Below are 23,765 nucleotides of genomic sequence, written 5' to 3'. Positions count from 1 at the left end.
AGCGCCGACGGGGCCGCTGGCACCAGCACCGCGTGGTCCGCGTCTTCGCGCCCGTCCCACCGGATGGTTACGGTGACGGGCTCGCCGACCGTCTCCGACGGGCACCGGACGCGTGCGGCTAGTCCCCATGCTTCTTCCGGGGCTTCTTGTGGTGAGCCTTCTCGGCGTTCCGGGACTTGTCGGATCGCTTGCCGGCGGCGTGCGCCCCCTTCTTGCCGTGCGATGCCCCGGGGTGCGTCCGCGTCACCGCGGCCTGTGGGGCGGGGAGGGTGGCGCCGTGGGCGCCCGCGTCGGCGGCCGGCTCCCGGTTCCGGACGGCGGCTGGGGTGGGGGTGGACGTCGGATCGGAACTGAGGGCTTGCAGCCGTACGGCGGGGACGTCGCGGCCGACGGGCTCGGCCGGGGCGGAGCGCTCCTCGGCGCGGGGAGTGGACGCGCCCGGCGTGCCGGCCTTCGCGGAGGGGGCGGTCACCGCCCGTGCCGCTTCGTGGTGCGCGGGTCCGTCGGACACGGCGAGTGTGGCGGCGACTGCGGCCGCCACGGCGGCGGCCGTGCCGAGGACCAGCTGGCGTCCGCGCGCCGACGCGGTCCTCGGCTGGGCCGTGCCGGCGGCGTGCGGCGCGTACGGGTGCGTGAGGTCGCTGCGCGCCGGCGCCTGCCTGGGCACCAGGCTCGTGACGTCGGCCGGGGGCGGGACGGGCCCGGGCCCGATCGTGTCGGCCAGGGCGGCCAGAGTCCGGGCGCAGTCGTCGGCCGAGGGGCGGTCCTGCGCCTCCAGGGCGGTCATGCGCTGCAGCAGGTCCGCGAACTCCACCGGCAGGGAGTCGGGCAGTCGGGGCGGACGGTGCAGCCGTGCGATCGCGGCCTCCAGGGGGACACCGTCGTACTCAAGGCGGCTCGTGACGCATTCGAGGAGCACCAGCCCGAGGGCGTACACATCGGCGGGCGGGCCGACGGTCCTGCCGAGCACCTGCTCGGGAGACAGGTAGGCGGCCGTGCCGACGAGTGTGCCGGTGGTGGTGTGGGTGGTCTCGTCCAGCAGCCGGGATATGCCGAAGTCGGTCAGGTGGGGGCGGCCGGACGCGTCCAGGATGATGTTCGAGGGTTTCACGTCACGGTGCACGATCCCCGCGTCGTGGGCGTGGGCCAGAGCACGTGCGAGGCCGGCTCCGAGGGCAGCGGTCTCCGCGGGGGCCAGGGGACTCGCGGCGATGCGGGCCTTCAGCGTGGGGCCGTCGATCAGCTCCATCACGAGGTAGGCACGTCCGTCGTACCGCCCGGCGTCGTAGACGGTGACCAGGCCGGGGTGCCGCAACCGGGCGAGGATCACCGCCTCGTTGTGGAAGCCGTCCTCCCGGTCGCCGCCGGTACCGGCGCGGAAGAGCTTGACGGCCACCGGTCGTTGCAGACGCAGGTCGAAGCCGCGGTGGACGTCACCGGCGCCGCCCGAGCCGACGACCGCGTCCAGGCGGTACCGGCCGCCCAGCACTTGTGCGGAACACCGGAACGGTGCCAGAGCCGACTGGCGGAGCCTCATGCCATCTCCTACTGCTTCCCCGAGTGCTGCCCACAGGTGCGCCTCCAAGAGGGCGCCGCACACGCGTACCCGTGAGCTGCCGGAGTACCCCGGTCCGGTCAGATCCGATGCCTGACCGCCGACGCCCCGCAGGCGTCCGGAGCAACGCGCCGAGGCGGCTGCCCCGAAGGGCAACCGCCTCGTTCCGACCTGTTCCCCCGGTCAGCCGCGGACGATGTTCTGAGCCTGCGGCCCCTTCTGCCCCTGCCCGATCTGGAAAGTGACGTGCTCGCCCTCGGTGAGCTCGCGGAATCCGCTGCCCTGGATCTCGGAGTAATGCGCGAAGACGTCGGGGCCTCCGCCATCCGGCGAGATGAAGCCGAAGCCCTTCTCCGCGTTGAACCACTTCACAGTGCCGCTGGCCATCAGATGATCCTTCGTCCATACCCGGGAGCAGCCCATGGTCCGGGCGTGCTCCGGCTCTTCACCAACAGGAGCCGCACACGATGTACCCGATGACGCGCGCTTTACCCGCCCAACACGCTTTTGTGCCGCCGACCGGGTGACATGACCGGGTGACACGAATCCGTGGCAGCGGGGCTCATCCGGCCGTTCCGTGCAGCAGTTCCTCCGCCTGGCGGACCCGCCACTCCTCGACCGTGGTCTGCTGTCGCCGGGCCCGTTCCAGCAGGGTGTCGAGCCGGGCCGGGTCGAGCCGCTCTTCCGACGCGCCGAGCCGGCGCAGCGTCTGCCAGAGGGCCACCTTGCCCTCGATCCCCAGCCGCAGCGCCTCCAGGTCCAGCAGGACGCCGAGCGGGGAACGGCTTACCAGGCGGCCGTTCGGCTTCAGCCGTCCGGCCCTCTCGCCCACCCACCCCGCGCACACCTTGTAGCGGCGCACGGGCACGCCGAGGTCGCCCATGATGCTGATCAGCGTCGTCCGGTCCTGGGCGATCTCCGCCGCGACGGGGTGCAGTGCGCGCCCGAGCGCGGAGCCACGGGAGGTGCGCGCCAGATGGGCGGCGCGCTGGGTGCCGGCGGTGGCGCCGGCGAGGTGGTCGTTGAGATAGATGCCGAGCAACTTCACGTCGACACCTTGCCCGGTGTGGCGGCCGTGGTGCGCGCCGGGCTTCACAGGGGCGTTCATCTGCGGACTCCTTCGGTTGCCGGACCGGTCTCCGTCGTCACGGGTACCGCGATATCGCCCGTGCGATGTGCGACGCGCCCGGACTTCGGCACGGCCGTCGCACAGTCCGGCCGGGCCGCCGAGGTCATGGCCCCGGCCCGGCCGCATCCCGGCATCGAGTCCGCCGCGGCTGACGTGGCCTTCGGCCCCGTGGCGTACGGCGGGACGTCAGGGTGCGGCGTCCACGGCGGGGTAGACGTCGAGGACCTGGTCCACGCCGGTGAGTTCCAGCATCGTCCGCACCGGCGCGCTCGGGGCGATCAGCGCGAGGCGGGCGCCGGTCGTCCGGGCGGTCCGGTAGGCGGTGATCAGACAGGTGAGGCCGGTCGAGTCGAGGAACGTGACGCCGGACAGGTCCACCAGCACCGCTTGGTCACGGCCGCCCAGCAGCGGCTCCAGAGCGTCGGCGAGCCCTTGGGCGGTGTGCAGATCCAGCTGGCCGCTGACGGTCACGAGACGGCGGTCGGGGGCCAGCGCGCGCAGCTGTACGTCCACAGTGGGGCCCCGTCGCGGGTGCGAGGTGGGTGGTTCGCTACTCACGCGATTCTCCTGCCTGGGCGAGCGCGTCTCATGGTGTCAGCCCGCGGTGGTCGCTCCCGCGCCACTCGGCGAGCAGGACGGTGGCGTCGTCGGCGAGTCGCCCGTCGTTGTGGTCCAGGACGGCCGCCATGAGCCGCCGCAGGGTTTCGTGCAAGGTGTGCCGGCCGGCGTGCTGGCGGCGGATGAAGTCGACGAACCGGTCCCGCCCGAACTCGGCCCCCCGGACGTCGCGGGCCTCCACGACCCCGTCGGTGTACAGCAGCAGGCGGTCACCGGGCTGCAGCTGTTCGGTGCACTGGGTCACCGGCAGGCGCAGATCCGCACCCATGGGGCCGGCCGGCGGGCAGGCCAGCTCCGTCGTCCAGCGGTTCTCCCGGATGAGGACCGGCAGGTGGTGGCCGCGGTTGATCCAGGTCAGCCGACCGCTCGCCATGTCGAGGTCCGCGAGGATGCCGGTGACGTAGCGGCTGGTGCTGAACTGCTCCAGCAGCACCCGTTCCACCTGCTCACTGGTCTCGATCAGCGACGCGCCCTGGCGGCGGGCGTTGCGGCAGGCGGCCACGGCGACGTTCGCGGTGATACCGGCGGTCGTGTCGTGGCCCATGGCATCGAAGACGCTCAGGTGCAGGGTGGTGCCGGCCACGGCGTAGTCGAAGGCGTCGCCGCCGACCTGGTACGCCGGTTCCATCACCGCACCCACCGTGACGTCGTGTCCCGCATAGGCGCTGGGCGGGGTGAGGTTCCACTGCATCTCGGCGGCGACGTTCATCGCCTCGGTGCGCACCAGCCGTGCGTAGGAGTCGCTGAAGGAACGCTTGCTGAGCAGCAGCAGAGCCGTCGTCGACGCCAGATCGCGCAAGGCGTCACGGGTGGGCTCGTCATCGGTGTCGGTGTCGGCCCGGAGCACACCCAGCCGCTCCACACCGTCGGTGATGGCGACCCACCACCGCCGCCGCCCGCCCGGCGCACCGTCCCACCCCGACTCGGCGAGCAGTTCGACACGCTGGTACGCCTGACCCGGCAGGCTGCCCTGGACGGTGAACTCCTCGCCGCCGCCCGCAGCGTCGCGTCCCCGGCCGGTGAGCCGGCGCAGCACCGTCTCACGGATGTCGACGACGTAGACGGCCGCGTCGTGCATCCCGGCCGCGGCGGCGTGCTCCGCGATCAGGCCGGGCAGCTGCTCCAGCGTGACGGTGTGGCTGGCCTGCACCATCCGTATCAGCGCCGGCGCGGCCGTGCCCCTGTCAGCCATGGCGGGCACCGTCGCTCCGCCGGCAGGGTGCGGTGGAAGCGCGGACGACATGCACCGGCTCCGTACGAGGACACCGCATCGACGACCCCTTTCCGGCCCTCGCGAGCAGTGATCAGGCACCGCGCGCGGCGCTGCCCGCAGTTGCGCGACCACACCGTTCCATCATCGCGGACCACCCCCTCCGCGGCGCCTCACTATTGGCCGTGTCCCGCCCCTCGCGCCGGTTTCGCCCTGCCCGTCCGCGAAGGCCGGTGTGTTCAGTCCTGCGTGACGCGGATGATCGTCCTGCCCCGGGCGCGCCGGCCGGCGGCGAACGCGGCGGGGGCCTCGGCGAGCGGCAGCACAGCGCCTACGACCGGCTTGAGCCGGCCGTCCTTCAGCCGCGCGGCGAGGTCGGCGAGCCGGGCACGATCTGGTTCGACGACGAAGAAGACCGCCCGCCCGTCCCTGGGCCGGACCTCGGGCGGCATGACGATGGTGACCAGCGTGCCGCCGGCCCGTACCAGGGAGGCCGAGCGGTCGAGGATGTCGCCACCGATCACGTCGAACACGACGTCGACCTGGCCGGCGTCCTCCAACCGGTCGGTCTCCAGGTCGAGGAACGCGTGTCCGCCCAGACCGAGCACGGTGTCCCGGTCGCCGGAGCGGCCCGTGCCGACCACACGGGCGCCCGCTTCGCGAGCGAGCTGTACGGCGATCGAGCCGACACCGCCGGCGGCCCCGTGGATCAGGACGGTCTGGCCGGTGGCGAGACGGGCGTGGTCGAACAGGCCCTGCCACGCGGTCAGTCCGGAGATCGGCAGTGCGGCGGCCGCCGCGTGGTCGATGCCGGCGGGGAGCGGGGCGAGGTTACGGGCCTCCACGGCGACGTACTCGGCGAGCGAGCCGTTGCGGGTCCAGTCGGTCAGCCCGAAGACCCGCTGGCCGACGGTGAGGCCGGTCGTCCCGTATCCGAGTTCCGCCACCACCCCCGAGACCTCGTGGCCGGGCACGCTCGGGGTGCGATCGCGGCCGGCGCGGTCGGTCCAGGTGGCGGGCCAGTCGAGCTCTCCCCGGGTGAAGCCCGCGGCGTGCACCCGGACGATGACGTCGTTCTCGGCGGCGTGGGGGTGGGAATGGTCCTCCAGGGTCAGCCCCGTGATTCCGGCCTCGCGATCGCGGACTGTGACGGCTCGCATGAGCATTCCCTTCAGCGGGGCCAGGGAGCGTTGATGACGCGCTCCACCATGGACGTACGGCGGAAACCGGGAACGAAATGTTCCAGGACGTCGGCGTTGACGGTCCCGTAGGTGGTGTCCGGGCGGTCTTTGAGCCCGTCGACGAATGCCTGCAGGAATTCTTTCTTGAAATCACCGCGGGGATGAGCCGCGACGATCTCGTCCAGCCGGTCGTCCGCCAGCCTGTCCAGTCCCCAGCCGACCGCGTCGGTCAGTACGCCGTAGTTCGTGGCGGCGACCTCGGGTTCCATCCGGCCGGGAATGCCGGGTGTCGTGTGCAGGGCGATCGCCCTCCAGACGGTCTCGGCGGCGCTCTCGGGGAAACCGCGGTCGCGCAGGAACGTCCGCGCGTGGTCGGCGCCGTCCAGCTCGAAACGCTGCTGCGTGTCGGAGAAAGGGATCGAAAGGCCCGTGTCATGGAACATCGCCGAAATGTAGAGAAGCTCCGGATCGGGCCGGAGGTTCAGCTCGCGCGCATGGAGGGAACCGAAGAGGAATACGCGCCGGGAGTGGTGGAAGATCAGTGGGCTGGTCCTTTCCCGGAGAAAATCCGTGGCCGCCGCGACGGCCGAGGTACCGGGTATTTCCACTCCTGCGATGATGTCGGTCATGAGGTCCGTGCTTTCCGATGCGATGTGCTACGAGTGGACGGTGCGTCCGTTTCCCACAGTGCCGACCACGCGACACCCCGCGCCGCCTCGGTCCGGCCATGAACCACTCGAATCCGGTCACCTCAGGATGGGCCCGTGAGCACCGGCACGCATCGGGTGGCGATCCTCGTCTACGACGGGGTCAAACTGCTGGACGTCGCCGGCCCCGCCGAGGTGCTCGGTGAGGCCAATCTGCTCGGCGCCGACTACCGGATCGCCCTGGTGTCGACGACGGGCGCCGACGTCGTCTCCTCGATCGGCATGCGCGTAGCCGTCGACGGCAGCGCCGCCACGGCGCCGGACCCCGACACGTTCCTGGTGCCGGGCGGAGACGTCCATCCCCGGACCCCCGTCCCGCGCGGCCTGGCCGACGCGGCGCGAGATCTGGCGGCCCGGGCCGGCCGGGTCGCCTCCGTGTGCTCCGGTGCCTTCGTGCTGGCCGCGACGGGCCTCCTGGACGGGAAACGGGCGACCACCCACTGGAAGATCGCGGGCGAACTCGCCACGCGGTACCCGAAGGCCCGCGTCGAGCCCGACGCCCTCTACGTGCGCGACGGCACGACGTACACGTCGGCCGGCGTCACCGCGGGGATCGACCTCGCGCTCGCCCTCGTCGAGGAGGACCACGGTCCCGACGTCAGCCGTGAGGTGGCCCGCTCTCTGGTGGTCTACCTGCACCGTGCGGGCGGCCAGTCCCAGTTCTCCGCACCCTTGCAGGGTCCACCGCCCCGCTCGCCCGCCCTGCGCAGGGTGGTCGACCTGGTCACGGCAGACCCGGCCGGCACCTACTCCCTCGCCGAACTCGCCGGTCACCTCAACGTCAGTACGCGTCACCTCACCAGGCTGTTCCGGGAGGAGCTGGGCACCACACCGGCCCGGTACGTCGAGTCGATCCGCTTCGACATCGCGAAGTCGCTGCTCGACCAGGGGCACACCGCGACGCAGGCCGCGTCCCTGTCCGGTTTCCCGAGTTACGAGAGCCTGCGCCGCGTCTTCGCCCGGGAGCTGTCCATCAGTCCCGCCGCCTACCAGCGCCGGTTCGCCACCGCCCGCCGTGAGGAGACAGGGTGACGCCCCGTGGCGGTGCCGGTGGTGAGCCCCACGGGCTGGCCGGCGGGTTCGCCGTCGACGCGGTGGGCGACCGTGAGCCAGAGGCGTGCGGCGGTGCCCCGCCCCGGGCCGAGTCCGGCGGGACGTTCGCAGACGCCGACGGCGACAAGCTGGTGCACGCCGTCGTGGTGCTCTCCGCCGACGACCGCGACGACCTTTCCGCCGCACGCGCGGAACACGCCGAATGCTGCGGTGCTCGGGCCACGCGGAACCATTGCCCCGGTGACTGCCCCGCGCCGTAAACCACTGGTCGATCGCATCAGCCCGGAAGGAAGCTGTGTCCCATGACCACCACACTGATCACCGGGGCCAACAAGGGCCTCGGTCACGAGACCGCCCGCCGTCTGATCGCCGCGGGCCACACCGTCTGGCTGGGAGCACGCAGCATCGAACGGGGCACGGCCGCCGCGGCCGAGCTGGGAGCCCGGTTCGTGCAACTCGACGTCACCGACGATGCGTCGGTCGCCGCGGCGGTCACCACCGTCGAGGCCGGCGGCGGCCTGGACGTCCTGGTCAACAACGCCGGGATCGAGGTGCGGTCACCGGGGGGTGACATCATCGGTGCCGCGGAACTGACCGCCGACGTGTTGCGGGAGGTGTTCGAAACGAACGTTTTCGGCCTGGTCCGGGTGACCCACGCCTTCCTGCCGCTGCTGGAGAAATCCGCCGCGCCGGTCGTGGTCAACGTCAGCAGCGGCCTGGCCTCGCTGGCCCGGGCCGGCGACGGGTATCCGGGGGTGGCCTACCCCACCTCCAAGACCGCGGTCAACATGCTCACCGTGCAGTTCGCCAAGGCGTTCCCGCGCATGCGGATCAACGCCGTGGAGCCCGGATACACCGCGACGGACCTGAACCGGCACCAGGGCATGCAGAGCGTCGAGCAAGGCGCCGAGATCATCGTCCGGATGGCTCGGCTGGGGCCGGACGGCCCGACCGGCGGCTACTTCGACCAGGCGGGGCGGCTTCCCTGGTAGGCGCCGTAGGGCGGGGTCCGGGGTCGCCCCTGGCCCCCGCGGTGGCGCCTGTTCAGTACCCGTGGGGACGCCGGTTGGGGTCGAACTGCTGGACCTTCTTGGCGAGATCGGACCCGTCGACGGCGACGCCGTACCGGCTGCGGACGTACCGCATCGCGGCGGCGATGCATGCCACGGGGTCGTAGATGTTCACCGAGGTGCCGGGAGCGTGGCGCTGGGCGAACGTCTGCGGAATGCACTGCACGATGCCCCGGGAGCACTGGAAGTGCGTGAGGGTTCCGTTCAGCCGGATGATCCGCCCGTCGCGCAGATAGCCGTCCCCGAAATCCTTGACCTTGCTGAAGCCGGCCGGCGTCACGGCGTTGCGGTCCCACATGTTGCAGGCGTTGGGGTTGCCGGAGGACTCGCGCGCGACGGCTGTCCTGAAGCCCTTCACCCAGTAGCCGCTCGCCTGGACCCCGGCCGCCGTGCACGCCTGGGCGATCCAGTCCTCCAGTTTGCCGTCGGGCAGGTGCCGGTGGAACGTCACCTGCTTCGGGTCGAGCTGCCCCATGGTCTCGACGGCGGCGGCAACCGTGGCCCCGTCCACCGGGAAACCGGCGTGCACCCGGAACAGCCCGGCGAACTGCCCGAGTTCCGTCAGCGACTGCACGCCGGGTGTCCCGGCGGCGTCACTGCCGGAGAAGTGCAGCACCGCACGACGGAACTCGTCGTAGAGGTCCTGGGTGGCGGCCTCGAAGATCCCGCGTTCATCGGTCACGACCGTGTGCATGACCCTCTCCAGCGCCTCCTGCACCAGCGCCACGTCGGCCTTCGGGCCGGCCCTGCCGTCCGGCTGGGCGTGCTCCTCCTCGGCACTGTGCGTCGACGCCCAGACCACCTGGTTGAAGCTGACCCAGGGCTGCTCGACGGCCGGGGACGAACCCGCCCTGACGTTGAACAGCTCCGACTGCCTGCCCAGTTCGACCAGCTCCCGCGTGCCGGGAACGCCATGGCCGTCCGCCTCGCCGTAGCCCAGCTTCTCCCTCCGGAACCGTTCGAAGAGCTCCTGTGTCTCCGCTTCGAACAGGGAGTGCGGGTCGTCGGGGGCGACACCCAGGACCTTCTCCAACGCATCCTGTACGTGAGCGACGTCGTCCGCCGTGGGGCCGGAGCCGTTTCCCGCGGTCTGTTCCTCGGCCGTGGGATGAGTGGCCGCCCAGGCGAGCTGGTGCGAGGACACCCACGGCAGCGCCTCTTCGGCCTCTGCCACGGGCAGGGGCTGGGCCTCGCGGGACGACGCGGCGGCCATGTACGTGTATCCGGGCTTGCCCTTCAGACCCGGGTCGGCCGTGACGATGCCCTCCGCGAACTTCGGCAGTCCGTATCCGTAGAGGTTGCTGTCCCGGCGGGCCCGCTTCTTCCGGTACACCCCGTCGCCCTCGGAGGAACCGTTGGCGTTGGTGTTCCCCTCGATGGTGTACGCGTAGTCCGCGTCGTACTTGTAGACGAGTCCGACGTGTTCGCCTCCCGTGTGGCCGAAGAACACCATCGCCCCGATGGCGGGGTAGAACGAGAATCTGCCGCGGCTCTTGTACCAGTCGACCGCCGTCGCGCAGGACGCGGTCACAGGTGCCAGGCTCTTCAGTCCGGCCTGCTGGAAGGCCCACGACTGGAAGGTCTGACACCATGACTGGTTCTGCGACCACTCCAGTCCGGGAACGGCGGGAGAAAACTTCTGATGGTTGTTGTAGTGGCCGTTCGAGAACCCTTCGTGGTAGCCCACTTCGGCCTTCTCGACGGCGACGAGGGTGTCCGTCTCACTCATCGTGTTCTGTCTCCCTTCCCGCAGTCTGCGGGCCCAGAGAACGAGCAACACGAAGGCGCACGGAGGAAGGAAAGCGACGCCACGGGGATTCGGCCACCGGTTGACTGGGCTCGCGCGGCCGCTGTTTTCATGCTATCGCCGGTGGTCTGGTCCCGCATCCGGCCCCTGTTGACGCACCCGTGCCGGGTCGGTAGCTGTGCGGCCGGCCCGGTGGAACCGAAGGCTGCCGATACGGCGACGGCGTCAGGTGGCGGTGGGCCATGTCCGCAGCAAGGCGGCGATCCGGCCGGCGGTGCAGGTGGGGTCGAGGAGCAGGTCCTTGAGGGCGATGGCGTCCTCGCGGGCGGGCTTGACGGGGATCCCCGCGGCTTCCAGGTACATCACGCCGGTGGCCGCGGCGACGGCGAGGTTGGAGCGCTCCAGCCAGCGGCATCGGCCGAGCGTGTGCACCAGGGCGGCTGCTTTGGCGTAGGGACCGTCGTAGACGGGCTGCTCGAACAGTTCGGCCCGGTGGCGGGCGATCGCGGAGACGGGAACGCCGTAGTCGTCGGGGGCCGGGTCGTTCGCGCCGGCGGCCTCGGCGACCTGGAGGATCCAGGGGACGTCGATGTGCAGTTCCATCAGGCCGCGCGCGCTCCCGGAGGCGTCTGCTGCTCCTGTTCGGCCTCGTCGAAGACGGCCTGGTGGTCGGCCAGGAACCGGGCGGCCGCGTCGACCGCGCGGGCGCGCAGTCCGCTGGCGTCGTCCTGCACGAGCCGGGCGAGGTAGTCGCCGATGCTCAGTCCGAGGTCGGCGGCGCGCTTCCTCGCGAGTTCCGCGATGTCCTCGTCCACGCGCGCACCCAGCTGTGTCTTCGCCATACCGGCATGGTAACAGCTGTTACCGATATCGCACCCGGCTGTCCGGCCAGGCGTCTCAGGCGTCGGGCGTACCGGGGCGCGAGGGCGGTTCGGCGTCGCCGAGGTGGGCGGCCAGGGCGGTTTCGAGGCGTTCCAGGACGGCGACGGTCTCGCCGCGTTCGGTGTCGGTGAGGTCGCCGGCCACGTAGTCCTCAAGGCGGGCCCAGAGGTCTTCGACCTGTTGGCGCAGGGCCTGGCTGGCGGCGGTGGGTTCGACGAGGACGGACCGCTTGTCGCTGGTGGAGCGCACACGGCGCACGAAGCCGGCCTTCTCCAGGCGCTGGATGGTGCGGGTCATGGTGGCGGCGTCGGCGCCGACGTGCCGCGATGCTCCGACCGATCCGCGCGTCCCTAGCCGGCGTCCCGTGCGTCCTGGGAGAACCTGTAGCCGGTGAAGTCCGCGATCGGAAGGTATCCGATGCGCTGGTAGAGGGCGTTGCTGGTGGGGTTGGCCGGGTTGGTGAACAGGACGACGTCCGTCGCGCCTGCGGTGAGTGCGGTTCGGGTCACCTCGACGGTCACGGCGCCTGCGTAGCCGCGGCCCCTGAGGTGGGCCGGGGTGTAGACGGGGTCCACTCGGATCATGCCGCCGACCAGGGAAGTCGAGCCGGCCATGGAGACGGGGGTGCCGTCCGGGTCCTCCCAGAAGGTGAAGTGCTTGTCGGCGAAGCGGGAGTCGGGCCAGGAGTCGGCGTCCAGGGTGGGGGCCTCCCCCACGTCGGCGGCGAACTCGTTGCACCACCGGATGACTTGCTCATGGTCGTGTTCTCCCGCGAGACGAGCCCGGCCCTCGGGACGCGGCTCCGGCGGCGTGAGCGGACCGAGCCGGTGCAGACGGCCCCACCAGTGCGCTTCGGCCGTTGCGCCCGTGTGCCGCTGCCATGCCTCGGCGAAGGCGGTGGCGGTGTCGTGGTCCGCGGTGACGCCGGACACCGGGCGGCCGAGGCCGGTCAGACGGGCGGCGAGGGTGTCGGCCTGCTCGGTGGTGAGGGGGGTGAGCGTCACCCGCCGGGTCGCGAGGCGGTAGAAGGCGGCGCGGACTTCACCCCCTGACTCCAGCCGTCCGAAGACGGTGACTCCCGCGCCGTACGCGTCCGACCCGCGCGTGCGCAGTCTCTCCAGTACTGTCAGCGGCGTGTTGTGCAGGGCGGGGCGCGAGCGCAGGAAGTCGCCGGCTCGGGCGAGGAACTCGTCGATGTCTTCGGTGAGGTGCCAGTCCTCCGGGCGCATACTTCATCGTCCCTGATCCGTGCGATGCGGTGGGTTGGTTGCCGCGGACGCGCCCCGATCTCCGGTCAAAGCTCCTTTTCCAGCAGGGTGAAGGACTTGGCCGGCCCGTTCGGCTGCGGTTTGCCCTTCTTGTGGCCCACGATGCGGTAACCGGCCTGCTGGTAGTAGGAGTTGAGCGGGGCGTTGCCGGCCAGGCAGTCCAGACGCACGCATGTCCGTCCCGCCTCGGCAACTCTGCGCTCGGCGGCACTCAGCAGCAGTCTCCCCGTTCCGGGCGCGGCGACGCACCGGTCCACCATGAGCCGGTGCACGTATCCGGCTACGGGCGGCTGCGAACCCCAGGCGGCCTCGTCGTCCCACCACAGCTCCCAGGCGCCGGCGACACGACCGCCGATCTCAGCGAGCCAGACCTCGCCGTGCGCCATGACCCGGCCGAAGTGGTCCTCGTCCAGTTCTCCCGGCCGCCACTGCCCCGTGATACCGCGGGCCACCATCCAGCGTGCAGCGTCGTCACGCAGCCGGACGAGGACAGCCGAGTCGGCCTCGGTGGCCGTGCGGAGTCGTAGATCATTCACGCGGCGATCCTCGCACGGCCGCCGGCCGCCGGCCGGCGGAACTCCGGGAATCCGGCGGCAACCTTTGCGCCTCCGGTGGCCACCAGGGAGTGCACCATCGGCTCGATCTTCCGAACGGACGGGTATGAAGACAGCACGGCAGGCCGCGCGGCAGCGCAGGCACAGACGCAGGATCATGCTGGGTACGGTATTGGGGCTCGTCTCCACGGCCCTTCTCGCCTACCTGGTGGTGGCGATGCGCCCCGGCCACCGGGCCGATGCACAGCCCGCCGCGGCCGCCTCCGTCACCACCCCCCGAACCGGAGCCACCACCGCGACCAGGTCGAGCGCCCCCTCCCCGGCCGCCTCGACCGCCTCCGCGACCCCGGCCGGCTCACCGACCCCGACGCCCGCCGCGGCCACCGCGACGACGAAGCCCTCGTCCACCCGCACCCCGCAACCCCCGCGCACGGCCTCCGGCACGACATCGCTCGCGGGACGGATCAGGCCCGGGACCACCTACCGAGGCGTCGCCACCTCCTACCAGGCCGGCAACGGAGACGGCGCCTGCCTGTTCGGACCGAGCACCGACCTCATGATCGCGGCGATGAACACCACCGACTACGAGACGTCCAAGGCGTGCGGCGCGTACGTGCGCGTTCGCGCGGCGAACGGAGCCTCGGTCACCGTGCGCATCACCAACGAATGCCCGCTTCCCTGCGCACCCGGGCAACTCGACCTCAGTGAACAGGCCTTCGCCAAGCTCGCCGCCCCCGAACTCGGACGGATCCCGATCACCTGGAGCCTGGTGAGTCCCGACACGTCCGACACGGTCTCCCTCAGGTACAAGACCGGGTCCAGCCGCTATTGGTGCGGTGTCCAGGCGATCGGCCACCGGAATCCCGTCGCACGGCTGGAAGTCCGTACCGCGGGCGGCTGGCGGCGGCTGCCCCGCACCGACTACGACTACTTCATCTCCGCGGACGGCGGCGGATGCGGCGGCACGATCAGACTCACGGACATCTACGGGGAACAACTGACCGTCGGCGGCATGGCCTTGCGGCCGAACGTCGTACAGCCCACCCGCGTCCAGTTCGCCCGGCACTGACGCCTCCGCTCGCGCGAAGGAGGGACGGGGGGCCGGGGGCCGGTCGGGCGCTCCTCCGGCAGCGGAAGACGGTCGTCAGGACGACTCGCGGACGACCAGTTCCGTACGGAGGATCACGTGCCGCCAGGCCACGGCCGGCTCTTCCATCTCCTCCATCAGCAGCCTGACCATGGCCCGGCCGATCTCCTCCAGCGGCTGACGCACCGTGGTCAGGCGCGGCTTCGTGCTCTGCGCCAGCGGAAAGTCGTCGAAGCCGATCACGGCGACATCCTCCGGCACCCGTCGCCCCGCCGCGCGCAACGTGTGCAGGGCCCCCACCGCCGTCGTGTCCGACGCGGCGAGGACACCATCGATCTCCGGGTGCCGTTCCAGGAGTTCCGCCATGGCCCGGCGCCCGCTGTCCTCCGTGAAGTCGCCCTCCGCGACCAAGGATCGCGTGACCTTCAGCCCGGCCAGCGCAAGGGCATCCTGGTAGCCGCGCAGCCGGGACTGGGCGGCGTACATGTCGAGCGGTCCGGTGATGGTCGCGATGGTTCTACGGCCCCGTTCCAGCAGGTGCGATACGGCGCTTCGGGCACCGCCCACGTTGTCGGCGTCCACGTAACTGACGTACTCGTCACCCGAGCGGCGCCCCAGCAGCACGGTCGGCAACCGTGCCTCGGCGAGCATGTCCGGCAACCGATCATTAGCGTGCACGGATATCAACAGGATGCCGTCGACACGGCCGCCGCGGGCGTACTCCAGGAAGCGCTGCCGTTCGGCCTCGGAGCGGACCAGGGTCAGCAGCAGCTGCATCCCGGTGTCCACCAGCGCGTCTCCGAGCGAACGGACGATCTCGGAGAAGAACGGCTCCGCGAACTGCCTCCAGTCCGGCTCCGTGAGGACGAGGGCCACGGCGTCGGCCCGCCGCCCGGCCAGGGAGCGGGCCGCGAGATTGGGCACGTACCCCAGCTCCTCGATGGCCTGCTGCACGGCCCGGCGTGTCGACTCCTTCACACCGGCCGCGTTGTTGATGACTCGGGAGACCGTGCCCCGCCCCACCCCGGCATGGGCGGCCACCTCTTCCAGCGTCGGCGTACCAGGGCGTCGCTTGACCATGACCACCTCCCCCACGAGATCACTGATCTTACGGGCCCGCGAACCGGGCAACACCGCTTCCGCAAGTAATCAGTTGGGTTCCGGTCAGGAGGAATCACGGGAAGTACTCGGTCGTCCGGCTCGCCCGTCGTCACTGCTCGTCGCTGCCCGAAGGGTCCGGTCACATGCGCCGGCTTCGCGTGGGGGGAGGAACGGCGAGAGCGGACAGCCCGGACCTGGGAGCGCTCCCAGCCGGGCCGCGCTCCCGCCCACCGGATAGTGCCGGCCCGCGCAGTGTGAGCGGAGCTGAAGCGTGTGTGTGGGCCGGGCGGTCCCCTGCGCGGGTGGGGCCGCCCGGCCTGGTGGGCTCTGTCGTGGTGCGGCGGGGCCGGGTACACGGAAGGGTGGGCGGGGGTCATTCGAGAAGTTCCGCGTACGAGCCCATGCCGAGGAGTACTCCGCGACGCGTTCCATGGACCAGGTACCGGCCGGTGGGGCGGCGTGGCGTCCGGCCCAGCTGTTGGTGGCACCGCCGGCGATGGCGCCTTCGGCGGACTGCCGCCAACGGTAGGACTCCAGCTGCCGCTGCTTGCGACTTGCCCCAGTCCGCAGCACCCCTGGCCGACTTGCGCTTCAGATCCGCAACCGAGCTGAGCGCGTAGGCGGCGAGGAGGTTCTGCTGCCGGTGGCGAGCATCGTCAGGGGTGGGGCGAATGCGGCCGCCACGGCGTTCCACAGTGGGCGCGCAGCTCTGCGCTTACGTCCGGGATCCATCGTTCCGGTCTCTCCTTGCGGGTTGCGGCTCGTGGGGGAACAAGGCTTGAACCAGTGGGAGCGCTCCCATAGTGAGGATCAGGGCCGGTTCGGTCAAGACGTTGAGAAGTTGAATCGTCAGAAGCGGACCATCTAAGAAAAGTTAAGCAACAGCCCTGTGAAAGCAGCGCAGTTGGCGCTACCGTCCCTCGCACCAGTGGGAGCGGTTCCATTCAGTCGACGCGTCCGTCACGGCGCCACACTGCAAGGAGTCGCTCATGCGACACCCCCGCGTTCAGTGCTGCCGGCCGCCGCCGGTGCGGCCACGCTCGTCATCGGCGTGGCCGGCCCGGTGGGCTCGCCCCAGGGAGCCGCGCTCGCCTGCACGGTGGAGTACGCCGTCACCCACCAGTGTCCTGCTCACACGGATTCGTCGACCAGGTCGGTGAAGTGGTCCGACCACGACCTGTCGTAAGCCCACCCCACAAGAAGCCATCGAAACGAAGGAATCCGCACTGATGAGTCGTACCAAGTTGTCGTTCCTCGCTGCCCTGGCGGTGCTCGCCGGAGCCTCGGGGACGGCGCTCCTCACGACACCGGCCGGTGCCGCCGTCACCTCCGTCCCCTGCTCGGTGGACTACAAGGTGCAGAGCCAGTGGGACACCGGCTTCACCGCCGCCGTCACCCTCACGAACAACGCGGCGGCCAAGTCGAGTTGGTCCCTGAAGTGGTCGTACACCGGGAACCAGAAGGTCACCCAGGGCTGGAGCGCGAAGGTCAGCCAGAGCGGCACCGCGGTCACCGCAGCCAACGAGAGCTACAACGGCAGCCTGGCCACCGGCGCTTCGGTCAGCTTCGGCTTCAACGGCACCTACAGCGGCACGAACACCGTCCCCACCGCCTTCACCCTCGACGGCGTCACCTGCAACGTCGACAACGGTGGGGGCACGGGAGGCAGCACGGGAGGCAGCACGGGAGGTGGCAGCACCGGCGGTGACACGGGCGGGAGCACCGGCGGTTCCACGGGTGGCAGCACCGGCGGAAGTACCGGTGGTGACACGGGCGGGAGCACCGGTGGGGACAACGGCGGTTCCGGCGGCAAGGTCGACAACCCCTACGTCGGGGCCAAGGCGTACGTGAACCCCGAGTGGTCGGCGAAGGCTGCCGCCGAGCCCGGCGGCAGCCGCGTCTCCAACCAGCCCACCGCCGTCTGGCTCGACCGCATCGCCGCGATCAACGGGGTGAGCGGCGGAATGGGCCTGCGCGCCCACCTCGACGAGGCCCTGAAGCAGAAGGGCTCGGGTGATCTCGTCGTCCAGCTGGTCATCTACGACCTGCCCGGCCGCGACTGCGCCGCCCTCGCCTCCAACGGCGAACTCGGCCCGACCGAGATCGACAAGTACAAGAGCCAGTACATCGACCCCATCGCCTCGATCCTGTCCGACCCCAAGTACGCCTCCCTCCGGATCGCCACCGTCATCGAACCCGACTCCCTGCCCAACCTGATCACCAACGCCGGCGGCACCAACTCCACCACCGACGCCTGCGTGACCATGAAGAGCAACGGCAACTACGAGAAGGGCGTCTCCTACGCACTGGACAAGCTCGGTGCCATCCCCAACGTCTACAACTACATCGACGCCGGTCACCACGGCTGGCTCGGCTGGGACAGCAACCTCGCCCCGGCGGTGCAGGAGTTCGCGAGGGTCGCCACGACGAACGGCGCCAGCGTCAACGACGTGGCCGGCTTCATCGTGAACACCGCCAACTACAGCCCCACGACGGAACCGAACTTCAAGGTCACCGACAGCGTCAACGGCCAGACCGTGCGCCAGTCGAAGTGGGTGGACTGGAACCAGTACGTGGACGAGCAGTCCTTCGCCGTCGCCCTGCGGGACAAGCTGGTCGGTGCCGGGTTCAACTCCGGTCTCGGCATGCTCATCGACACCTCCCGCAACGGCTGGGGCGGCTCCGCCCGTCCCACCAAGCCCGGCCCCCTGACCTCCGTCGACGACTACGTCAACGGCGGCCGTGTCGACCGGCGGATCCACGCCGGCAACTGGTGCAACCAGAGCGGTGCCGGTCTCGGCCAGCGGCCCACCGCGGCCCCGGCCGCCGGCATCGACGCCTACGTCTGGGTCAAGCCCCCGGGGGAGTCCGACGGTTCCAGCTCCGCCGTCTCCAACGACGAGGGCAAGGGCTTCGACCGCATGTGCGACCCCACCTACGGCGGCAACGCCCGCAACGGCAACAGCCCCACCGGTGCCCTGCCGGGTGCGCCCCTGGCCGGACACTGGTTCTCCGCCCAGTTCCAGCAGCTGCTGCAGAACGCCTACCCGCCCCTGCCGTAACACTCCGAGGCGGTGAGCCCCCGCCGGGGCCGGTCCCTGCACGGACCGGCCCCGGCGGACCCGTTGAGCGGGTGCGCCGGCCGGCGCGGCCACGCACGCTGTCGTTGACCTTCCTGGCCGGCACCGGCGACTGGGGCCGCGACGCCGCCCCCGACCCGCATCCCTGGCCGCCCCCCTTCACGACCATCGCGTGGCGCCTGAGCCACCTCGCCGAAATGCCGGCCCTGCGCGCCGACCACACCGCCGGCAGTCACACGCTGACCCGGGACGACCACCGCGTCAGCGGGGACGCCGCGGGAGCGGGCGCGGCCTTCGGCGCCGGTGCCGCGGCCTGGCGGAAGACGCTGCTGGGCGTCGACGACGCCGCGCTGGACACGGTGGGGTACTGCACCTACCCGTACGGCAGCGACGCGGAGGAACCGCTCCTCGGCATCGTGTGGTGGGTCAACCAGGAAGTGCTGCACCACGGCGCCGAGGTCGCCCTGTTGCGCGACCTCTACCGCGCCCGGCCGCTCTCCGGGGAGTGAGTGCCGGTTGCGGGAGGAGCCGCGGTGCCGCGTTGCACGGGGGTGGGAACGGAGTGAGACTGATGGCGGCGGTTGCGTCCTGGGACCGGGCCCGTGCGCGGCCCGTTCCGGGGGTCCTCCCCCGGAACGCGCGGTAGGCCCCCGGGACGCCCTTTCCGCAGCCCGCGCCACCCACGGACGGAGGGGCATCATGCTGCGTGCTCCTTGGCGACACCTGACCGTGTCCGCTCTGGCGTGCCTGGGGGTCGTCGCCGTGCCGGCGACGCCCTCCGCAGCCGTTGCTGCCCCGGCCCACGCCGGTGTGACCGTGACCGCGTCGGGCAGTCCCTGCGCCTGGCCGGCCGTCGTCCGGCCCGGCAGGCTGAACTTCGCCTTCCCCGAGACCAACGCGACGTACTGGCTGACGCCCTACCGCCTGGGCAAGGGCGACCGACTCGTGGTGGACGGAACGTACCCGTCCGCCCGATTCACCGCGCTGACGGCGTACGACACCAAGGGCGCGCCTGTCGACGCCCTCGCCGACTACCAGATCTCCCCCCGTCCGGGGAGCAAGAACCCGTTCGCCGTCCCGGACGCGGGCACGGATCCGGCGCACCACCGCTACCAGGTGACGCTGAAACCGGGAGTCGCGGCCGGTTCCGGTGCCGACACCATCGCCGCGACCTCGAACAGTGCGGCGTCCGGTGCCGGTTTCCTGGTGCTGCGGATCTACGTCCCCGACAACGAATCCGACCCGGCAGGCGGAGTTCCGCTGCCGACGCTGTCGGTGCAGCGTCAGGGCAGCGGCCCGAGCGCCATGAAGACCTGCCCCAGGGCGGATTCCGCGCAGGGACCGTCGGGACCGCTCGCCGATACGCTCAGGAAGCTCGTGAAGGACAACGCGCCCGCGGGAAAGTTCGCAGGCTGCGGAAAGTTCACGCCGAGTGATCCGGGCTTCGCACCGCCCACCAAGGTGCTCGGGCTGTTCCCCAATCCGTACAACAAGTACCTGTGCGCGCCGCTCGCCTACAAGTCCGGCCGCGTCGCGGTCGTCCGCGGCAAGGCGCCGACGTTCCCCGACACCGTCAACGGCCAGTCGGTGCTCACCAGGACACAGCTCAGGTACTGGTCCCTCTGCCAGAACCAGTGGCAACTGCCCTACCCGGTGAGCTCCTGCGCCGCGGACTTCCAGACGGCCCTGGACAAGAACGGGCGTTACACCTACGTGGTCTCCACCAAGCGGGACCGGCCCGCCGACGCGACCACGGACAAGGGCGTGACATGGATCGACTGGGGGCCCACCGACGTCTCCAGCCTGCTGCTGTTCCGGAACATGCTGCCGGCCGGCGACTTCCGCAACGCCATCCAGGACATCGGCAAGGGCGACGACCCGGCGAAGGTGATGGGCGACTACTACCCGACCGTCACCTACTGCACCAAGCAGTCCTTCGCCGAGAACGGCCCGGACGCCTGCACGAGTTGAGTCGCGCAGGGCCGAGCGCGGAGGTCCGGACCGCGGAGGTCCTGAGTGCGAGGTCCGGCGGGTGTCAGGCGCTGATCGCCTTCAGGAAGTGCTCGGCGTCCTCGCTGTCGGCCAGCCGCCCCGGGTTGAGCCACGAACCGTCCGAGAAGCGCAGGAAGAAGTGGCGTTGGCCCGGCTCCCGGTGGATCCGGGCCTCGCGGTGGGCGAACTCCGTGACGATGTCGAAGCCGCTCGGCCTCGGTCGGCGACGGGCGTCGTCCTGGCGAGGCCGCGAGGCAGACGCCGTCGTCGGTGAACAGCAGCGGACGCCGGAGGTTGGGGGACTGCCCGTACCGGCGCAGCAGCGACTGGCCGGCGGTGCGGGCCCAGTCGCCGTCGAAGACGTCGGCGGACGGCTCCGGGAGGCGATGCCGGTCACCGTCGGCGCGCCGTGGTGCCGGCGCCCGGTCGGTACGCCGGCCGAGCAGCTCCCGCCGTGCCCGCTTGGACGCCGGCAGGTCGTCGAGCTTGTCGGCCAGGAACCACGGGATGACGATCACCGCCGCCAGGACCGGACCGGTGTGGTACAGCCAGTGCCGGCCCGGCTTCAACCGCCCTCCGCCCGGTGCAGGTACACCGGCGCGCCCGCAAGGTACTGGTGTTTTCCGGCCGGGCCCGGGGCTGCCGGGCGACCGGTGGGTTCAGTCCTCCAGGCTCCGCTGTACACGCCGGGACGGCGCGAACCGGTACAGGTCGAGGATCTCCGGCTGTGCGGCCGGCCCCGGCCCGCCGGCACGTACCCATGCCGCGATGTCGTCCGTGGCGTCCGGGTCGTTGACCAGCCCGAGCCACACGGGGCGGCCGCCCGCGGCCCTCCCGGCCGAGGACGGCTGGACGACGATGACGTTGGCCTGCTCGCAGGCGTCGAGGCAGTTCACCGCGCGGATCCGGGCGACCGGCGCCAGCCGGGCCTTCAGCGTGGCGAGCTGAGCGCGGTGGTCGACGCCGGGAACCTTGTCGGTGCCGCAGCAGCAGCCGCGGCAGACGGTCACCGTGCACGGGGACGCCGCCTGAGCCGGGGGCTCCTTGCGCCGGCTCACTCGGCGGCCCGCCGCCAGGCCGCCTCGCGCAGCAGCCGCAGCCCGTTGAGGCCGACGAGGACGGTGGAACCCTCGTGGCCCGCGACACCGAGCGGCAGCGGCAGGTTGCCGGCCAGGTCCCACACCACCAGGCCGGCGATGAAGACGCCGGCGATGACCAGGTTCTGCACGACCAGCCCGCGGGCGCGCCGGGACAGGGAGATCACGGCGGGAACGGTGGCGAGTTCGTCGCGCACGATCACCGCGTCGGCGGTCTCCAGGGCGAGGTCGGAGCCCGCGCGGCCCATGGCGACACCGGTGTGGGCGGCGGCGAGCGCCGGGGCGTCGTTGACGCCGTCGCCGACCACCATCATCCTGCGGCCCGCGTCCTGCGCGTCCCGGACGGCGCCGACCTTGTGCTGGGGCAGCAGCCCGGCACGTACGTCGTCGATGCCGGCCTCGGCGGCGAGGCGGGCGGCGGCGCGCGGGTTGTCGCCGGTCAGCAGCAGGGGCGAGGTCCCGGTCAGGGACGTCAGCGCGGCGACGGTGGCGGTGGCGTCGGGGCGCAGCCGGTCGGCGATGCCGAGTACCCCCACCGGCGCTCCGTCCAGGCTGACCAGTACGGCGGTCCGCCCGCCGTCCTCCAGCCCGGTCGCGAGGGCCGCTGCCCGGGCGGAGCCGGCGTCCGTCGCGCCGTTCAGCAACCGGGCCGGTGCGCCGACGGCGACGACCCGCCCGTCCAGGGTGACGCTCACGCCGACGCCCGGCGTGGAGTCGAAGTCCTCCGCCACCGGCAGCGCGAGCCCCCGCTCACGCGCCGCGTCCACGATGGCCCGTGCCAGCGGGTGCTCGCTCGGGTGCTCGGCCGCCGCCGCGAGGACGAGGAGCTGCTCCGGGTCCCGTCCGGGCAGCGGGCTGATGTCGGTGACCCGTGGTGTGCCCTCGGTCAGGGTGCCCGTCTTGTCGAGCGCCACCGCGTCGACCTGCGCTAGCCGTTCCATGACCACGGCCGACTTCACGAGCACGCCGTGCCGTCCGGCGTTCGCGATGGCCGACAGCAGGGGCGGCATGGTCGCGAGCACGACCGCGCACGGCGAGGCCACGATCATGAAGGTCATCGCGCGCAGCAGCGAGTCGGTGAGCGGCGCACCGAAGGCCGGCGGGACCAGGAAGACGGCCAGTGTCGCCGCCACCATGCCCAGCGAGTAGCGCTGTTCGACCTTCTCGATGAACAGCTGGGTGGGCGCCTTGGTCCCGGACGCCTCCTCCACCATGCGGACGATCCGGGCGATCACGGTGTCGGACGCGTCCCGTTCGACGCGGATGCGCAGCGCCCCGGTGCCGTTGAGGGTGCCCGCGAAGACCTCGTCGCCCTTCTCCTTGGTGACGGGGAGGGGTTCACCGGTGATGGTCGCCTGGTCGACGTCGCTCGCGCCGTCCAGCACCCGGCCGTCGGCGCCGACGCGCTCGCCGGGACGTACGAGGACGGTGTCGCCGACGGCCAGCTCCTGGACGGCGACCGGCTGCTCCCCGCCGTAGGCGTCGACTCGGGTCGCCGTGGCCGGCGCGAGATCCAGCAACCCCCGCACGGAGTCGGCCGTGCGTGCCGTGGCCAGGGCCTCCAGCGCACCGGACGTGGCGAAGATGACGATGAGCAGTGCCCCGTCCATGACCTGCCCGATCGCCGCGGCACCGAGCGCGGCGACGACCATCAGCAGATCGACGTCGAGGGACTTCTCCCGAAGCGCCTTCAGCCCTTCCCAGCCGGGCTCCCAGCCGCCGGCCGCGTACGCCAGTGCGTACAGCGGGCCCCACGTCCCCACCGGGGCGCCGGTCAGCTGCAGCGGGAGCGCGAGCAGGAAGGAGACGGTGGCCGCGATCGCCCAGCGCACCTCGGGCAGGGCGAGGACACGGGTGCGGCGCCGGGGCACGGCGTCGTCGCGCGCCGGTGCGGCCCTGTCGGCCGACGGGTGGGTGAGGGTGGAGGTCATCGGAGCGCAGGTCCTTCACCGACGGGGGCATGACGAAACAGGGGCGGCCGGGGGGCCGGCGCCACTCCCCCCACCGTACAGGACCACATGAAGAGTCATTCATTCGTTCATGGAACGTCGTCCGTAGGATGAGTGCCATGGGCCACGGAACCGATACGAAGACCACCGCCACCGCGCGCGAGCGCCTGGAGTCCGTGGGTGCCACGGACGTGGCCGCCACCCTCCAGGCCCTGGCCGCGCCCTCCCGTCTGCGCATCCTGGCCCGCCTCCTGGAGGGCCCGTGCGCGGCGACCGAACTCGCGGAGGCTGTCGGCATGGAGCAGTCCGCCTGCTCGCACCAGCTGCGCCTCCTGCGCAACCTGGGCCTGGTCACCGGCGACCGCCGGGGCCGCTCGGTCGTCTACGCGCTCTACGACAACCACGTCGCCGAGCTGCTGGAGCAGGCCCTCCACCACGTCGAGCACCTGCGTCTGGGCCTGCGCGACAGTACGTGAAGCGGCACG

At 71.5% G+C, this 23,765-nt stretch carries 24 protein-coding genes and 2 pseudogenes; 9 read left to right on the top strand and 17 right to left on the bottom strand.

Annotated elements, in window-relative coordinates; genetic code table 11:
- Positions 1-118: 118 nt before the first annotated feature.
- The 7 genes from IG05_RS0124945 to IG05_RS0124915 form a co-directional block, all read right to left on the bottom strand.
- A complete protein-coding gene (locus tag IG05_RS0124945; RefSeq protein WP_078894428.1) occupies positions 119-1,537 on the bottom strand; it encodes a serine/threonine-protein kinase in 1,419 nt (472 codons plus the stop codon).
- Positions 1,538-1,738: 201 nt separating this feature from the next.
- On the bottom strand, positions 1,739-1,942 hold the full coding sequence (locus tag IG05_RS0124940; protein ID WP_030345937.1) for a cold-shock protein: 204 nt from the start codon (positions 1,940-1,942) through the stop codon (positions 1,739-1,741).
- A gap of 175 nt (positions 1,943-2,117) precedes the next feature.
- Positions 2,118-2,663, bottom strand: a complete 546-nt coding sequence (locus tag IG05_RS0124935) for a hypothetical protein (RefSeq protein WP_030345936.1) — start codon at positions 2,661-2,663, stop codon at positions 2,118-2,120.
- Positions 2,664-2,870: 207 nt separating this feature from the next.
- On the bottom strand, positions 2,871-3,242 hold the full coding sequence (locus tag IG05_RS0124930; protein WP_030345934.1) for an STAS domain-containing protein: 372 nt from the start codon (positions 3,240-3,242) through the stop codon (positions 2,871-2,873).
- 28 nt (positions 3,243-3,270) lie between these two features.
- On the bottom strand, positions 3,271-4,494 hold the full coding sequence (locus IG05_RS0124925; protein ID WP_030345932.1) for a PP2C family protein-serine/threonine phosphatase: 1,224 nt from the start codon (positions 4,492-4,494) through the stop codon (positions 3,271-3,273).
- A 257-nt stretch (positions 4,495-4,751) separates the two neighbouring features.
- Positions 4,752-5,672: an NADP-dependent oxidoreductase gene (locus IG05_RS0124920; RefSeq protein ID WP_030345931.1), complete on the bottom strand. Its 921-nt coding sequence runs from the start codon at positions 5,670-5,672 to the stop codon at positions 4,752-4,754.
- A gap of 11 nt (positions 5,673-5,683) precedes the next feature.
- Positions 5,684-6,322, bottom strand: a complete 639-nt coding sequence (locus IG05_RS0124915) for an HD domain-containing protein (RefSeq protein ID WP_030345930.1) — start codon at positions 6,320-6,322, stop codon at positions 5,684-5,686.
- Between the two features lie 135 nt (positions 6,323-6,457).
- Between IG05_RS0124915 and IG05_RS0124910 the strand changes: the two genes are divergently transcribed.
- Genes IG05_RS0124910 through IG05_RS0124900 form a run of 3 tightly spaced genes read left to right on the top strand, consistent with a single transcriptional unit; the run spans position 6,458 to position 8,445 of the window.
- Positions 6,458-7,432, top strand: a complete 975-nt coding sequence (locus IG05_RS0124910) for a GlxA family transcriptional regulator (RefSeq protein WP_030345929.1) — start codon at positions 6,458-6,460, stop codon at positions 7,430-7,432.
- On the top strand, positions 7,429-7,713 hold the full coding sequence (locus IG05_RS47970) for a hypothetical protein (RefSeq protein ID WP_158839015.1): 285 nt from the start codon (positions 7,429-7,431) through the stop codon (positions 7,711-7,713). Before IG05_RS0124910 ends, IG05_RS47970 begins: the two co-directional genes overlap by 4 nt.
- 42 nt (positions 7,714-7,755) lie before the next feature.
- Positions 7,756-8,445: an SDR family oxidoreductase gene (locus IG05_RS0124900; RefSeq protein WP_030345927.1), complete on the top strand. Its 690-nt coding sequence runs from the start codon at positions 7,756-7,758 to the stop codon at positions 8,443-8,445.
- Between the two features lie 52 nt (positions 8,446-8,497).
- On the opposite strand, the gene IG05_RS50305 is transcribed toward IG05_RS0124900, so the two are convergent.
- The 6 genes from IG05_RS50305 to IG05_RS0124870 all read right to left on the bottom strand — a co-directional run bounded on the left by IG05_RS50305 (position 8,498) and on the right by IG05_RS0124870 (position 12,956).
- Positions 8,498-10,252, bottom strand: a complete 1,755-nt coding sequence (locus IG05_RS50305; protein ID WP_051790236.1) for a hypothetical protein — start codon at positions 10,250-10,252, stop codon at positions 8,498-8,500.
- 243 nt (positions 10,253-10,495) lie between these two features.
- Positions 10,496-10,873, bottom strand: coding sequence for a hypothetical protein (locus tag IG05_RS0124890; protein WP_030345925.1), 378 nt, complete (start codon positions 10,871-10,873; stop codon positions 10,496-10,498).
- Positions 10,873-11,112, bottom strand: a complete 240-nt coding sequence (locus IG05_RS0124885) for a hypothetical protein (RefSeq protein ID WP_030345924.1) — start codon at positions 11,110-11,112, stop codon at positions 10,873-10,875. The genes IG05_RS0124890 and IG05_RS0124885 overlap by 1 nt, the downstream gene beginning before the upstream one ends.
- A 55-nt stretch (positions 11,113-11,167) precedes the next feature.
- A complete protein-coding gene (locus tag IG05_RS42520) occupies positions 11,168-11,566 on the bottom strand; it encodes a MarR family winged helix-turn-helix transcriptional regulator (RefSeq protein WP_078894446.1) in 399 nt (132 codons plus the stop codon).
- Positions 11,503-12,381: a GNAT family N-acetyltransferase gene (locus tag IG05_RS0124875; RefSeq protein ID WP_030345923.1), complete on the bottom strand. Its 879-nt coding sequence runs from the start codon at positions 12,379-12,381 to the stop codon at positions 11,503-11,505. The genes IG05_RS42520 and IG05_RS0124875 overlap by 64 nt, the downstream gene beginning before the upstream one ends.
- Before the next feature lie 65 nt (positions 12,382-12,446).
- Positions 12,447-12,956, bottom strand: coding sequence for a GNAT family N-acetyltransferase (locus IG05_RS0124870; RefSeq protein ID WP_030345921.1), 510 nt, complete (start codon positions 12,954-12,956; stop codon positions 12,447-12,449).
- Between the two features lie 175 nt (positions 12,957-13,131).
- On the opposite strand from IG05_RS0124870, the gene IG05_RS0124865 reads away from it, so the two are divergent.
- Positions 13,132-14,043, top strand: coding sequence for an expansin EXLX1 family cellulose-binding protein (locus tag IG05_RS0124865; RefSeq protein ID WP_051790232.1), 912 nt, complete (start codon positions 13,132-13,134; stop codon positions 14,041-14,043).
- A gap of 75 nt (positions 14,044-14,118) precedes the next feature.
- Here IG05_RS0124865 and IG05_RS0124860 read toward each other — a convergent pair whose 3' ends face one another.
- Both IG05_RS0124860 and IG05_RS45645 read right to left on the bottom strand, forming a co-directional pair.
- Positions 14,119-15,141: a LacI family DNA-binding transcriptional regulator gene (locus tag IG05_RS0124860; protein WP_030345918.1), complete on the bottom strand. Its 1,023-nt coding sequence runs from the start codon at positions 15,139-15,141 to the stop codon at positions 14,119-14,121.
- Positions 15,142-15,573: 432 nt separating this feature from the next.
- Positions 15,574-15,799: pseudogene (locus IG05_RS45645) on the bottom strand (glycoside hydrolase family 48 protein); the annotation flags it as partial.
- 372 nt (positions 15,800-16,171) lie between these two features.
- Here IG05_RS45645 and IG05_RS47965 point away from each other — a divergent pair.
- From IG05_RS47965 to IG05_RS0124840, 4 genes and pseudogenes are all read left to right on the top strand, one after another.
- Entirely contained in the window at positions 16,172-16,348 is a 177-nt protein-coding gene (locus IG05_RS47965; RefSeq protein WP_158839013.1) for a hypothetical protein, read from the top strand.
- Between the two features lie 43 nt (positions 16,349-16,391).
- Complete coding sequence (locus IG05_RS0124850) at positions 16,392-18,224, top strand: glycoside hydrolase family 6 protein (RefSeq protein WP_030345916.1); 1,833 nt, start codon at positions 16,392-16,394, stop codon at positions 18,222-18,224.
- Between the two features lie 74 nt (positions 18,225-18,298).
- Positions 18,299-18,751: pseudogene (locus tag IG05_RS0124845) on the top strand (DinB family protein); the annotation flags it as partial.
- Between the two features lie 190 nt (positions 18,752-18,941).
- A complete protein-coding gene (locus tag IG05_RS0124840) occupies positions 18,942-20,213 on the top strand; it encodes a hypothetical protein (RefSeq protein WP_037814624.1) in 1,272 nt (423 codons plus the stop codon).
- Positions 20,214-20,893: 680 nt separating this feature from the next.
- Here the strand turns inward: IG05_RS0124840 and IG05_RS0124835 are convergent.
- Together IG05_RS0124835 and IG05_RS0124830 are read right to left on the bottom strand one after the other, a co-directional pair.
- Entirely contained in the window at positions 20,894-21,292 is a 399-nt protein-coding gene (locus IG05_RS0124835; RefSeq protein ID WP_030345911.1) for a hypothetical protein, read from the bottom strand.
- Positions 21,289-23,262 (bottom strand): heavy metal translocating P-type ATPase, encoded by a 1,974-nt coding sequence (locus IG05_RS0124830; protein ID WP_030345909.1) that lies wholly within the window; start codon positions 23,260-23,262, stop codon positions 21,289-21,291. The genes IG05_RS0124835 and IG05_RS0124830 overlap by 4 nt, the downstream gene beginning before the upstream one ends.
- 137 nt (positions 23,263-23,399) lie before the next feature.
- On the opposite strand from IG05_RS0124830, the gene IG05_RS0124825 reads away from it, so the two are divergent.
- Positions 23,400-23,756, top strand: coding sequence for an ArsR/SmtB family transcription factor (locus IG05_RS0124825; protein ID WP_030345908.1), 357 nt, complete (start codon positions 23,400-23,402; stop codon positions 23,754-23,756).
- Positions 23,757-23,765 lie beyond the last annotated feature (9 nt).

It is taken from the genome of Streptomyces sp. NRRL S-1022, assembly GCF_000720135.1.
Taxonomy (GTDB): Bacteria; Actinomycetota; Actinomycetes; order Streptomycetales; family Streptomycetaceae; genus Streptomyces.
The sequence above is the reverse complement of the archived record's forward strand: the minus strand, read 5'-3'. Positions and strand labels throughout refer to the sequence as shown.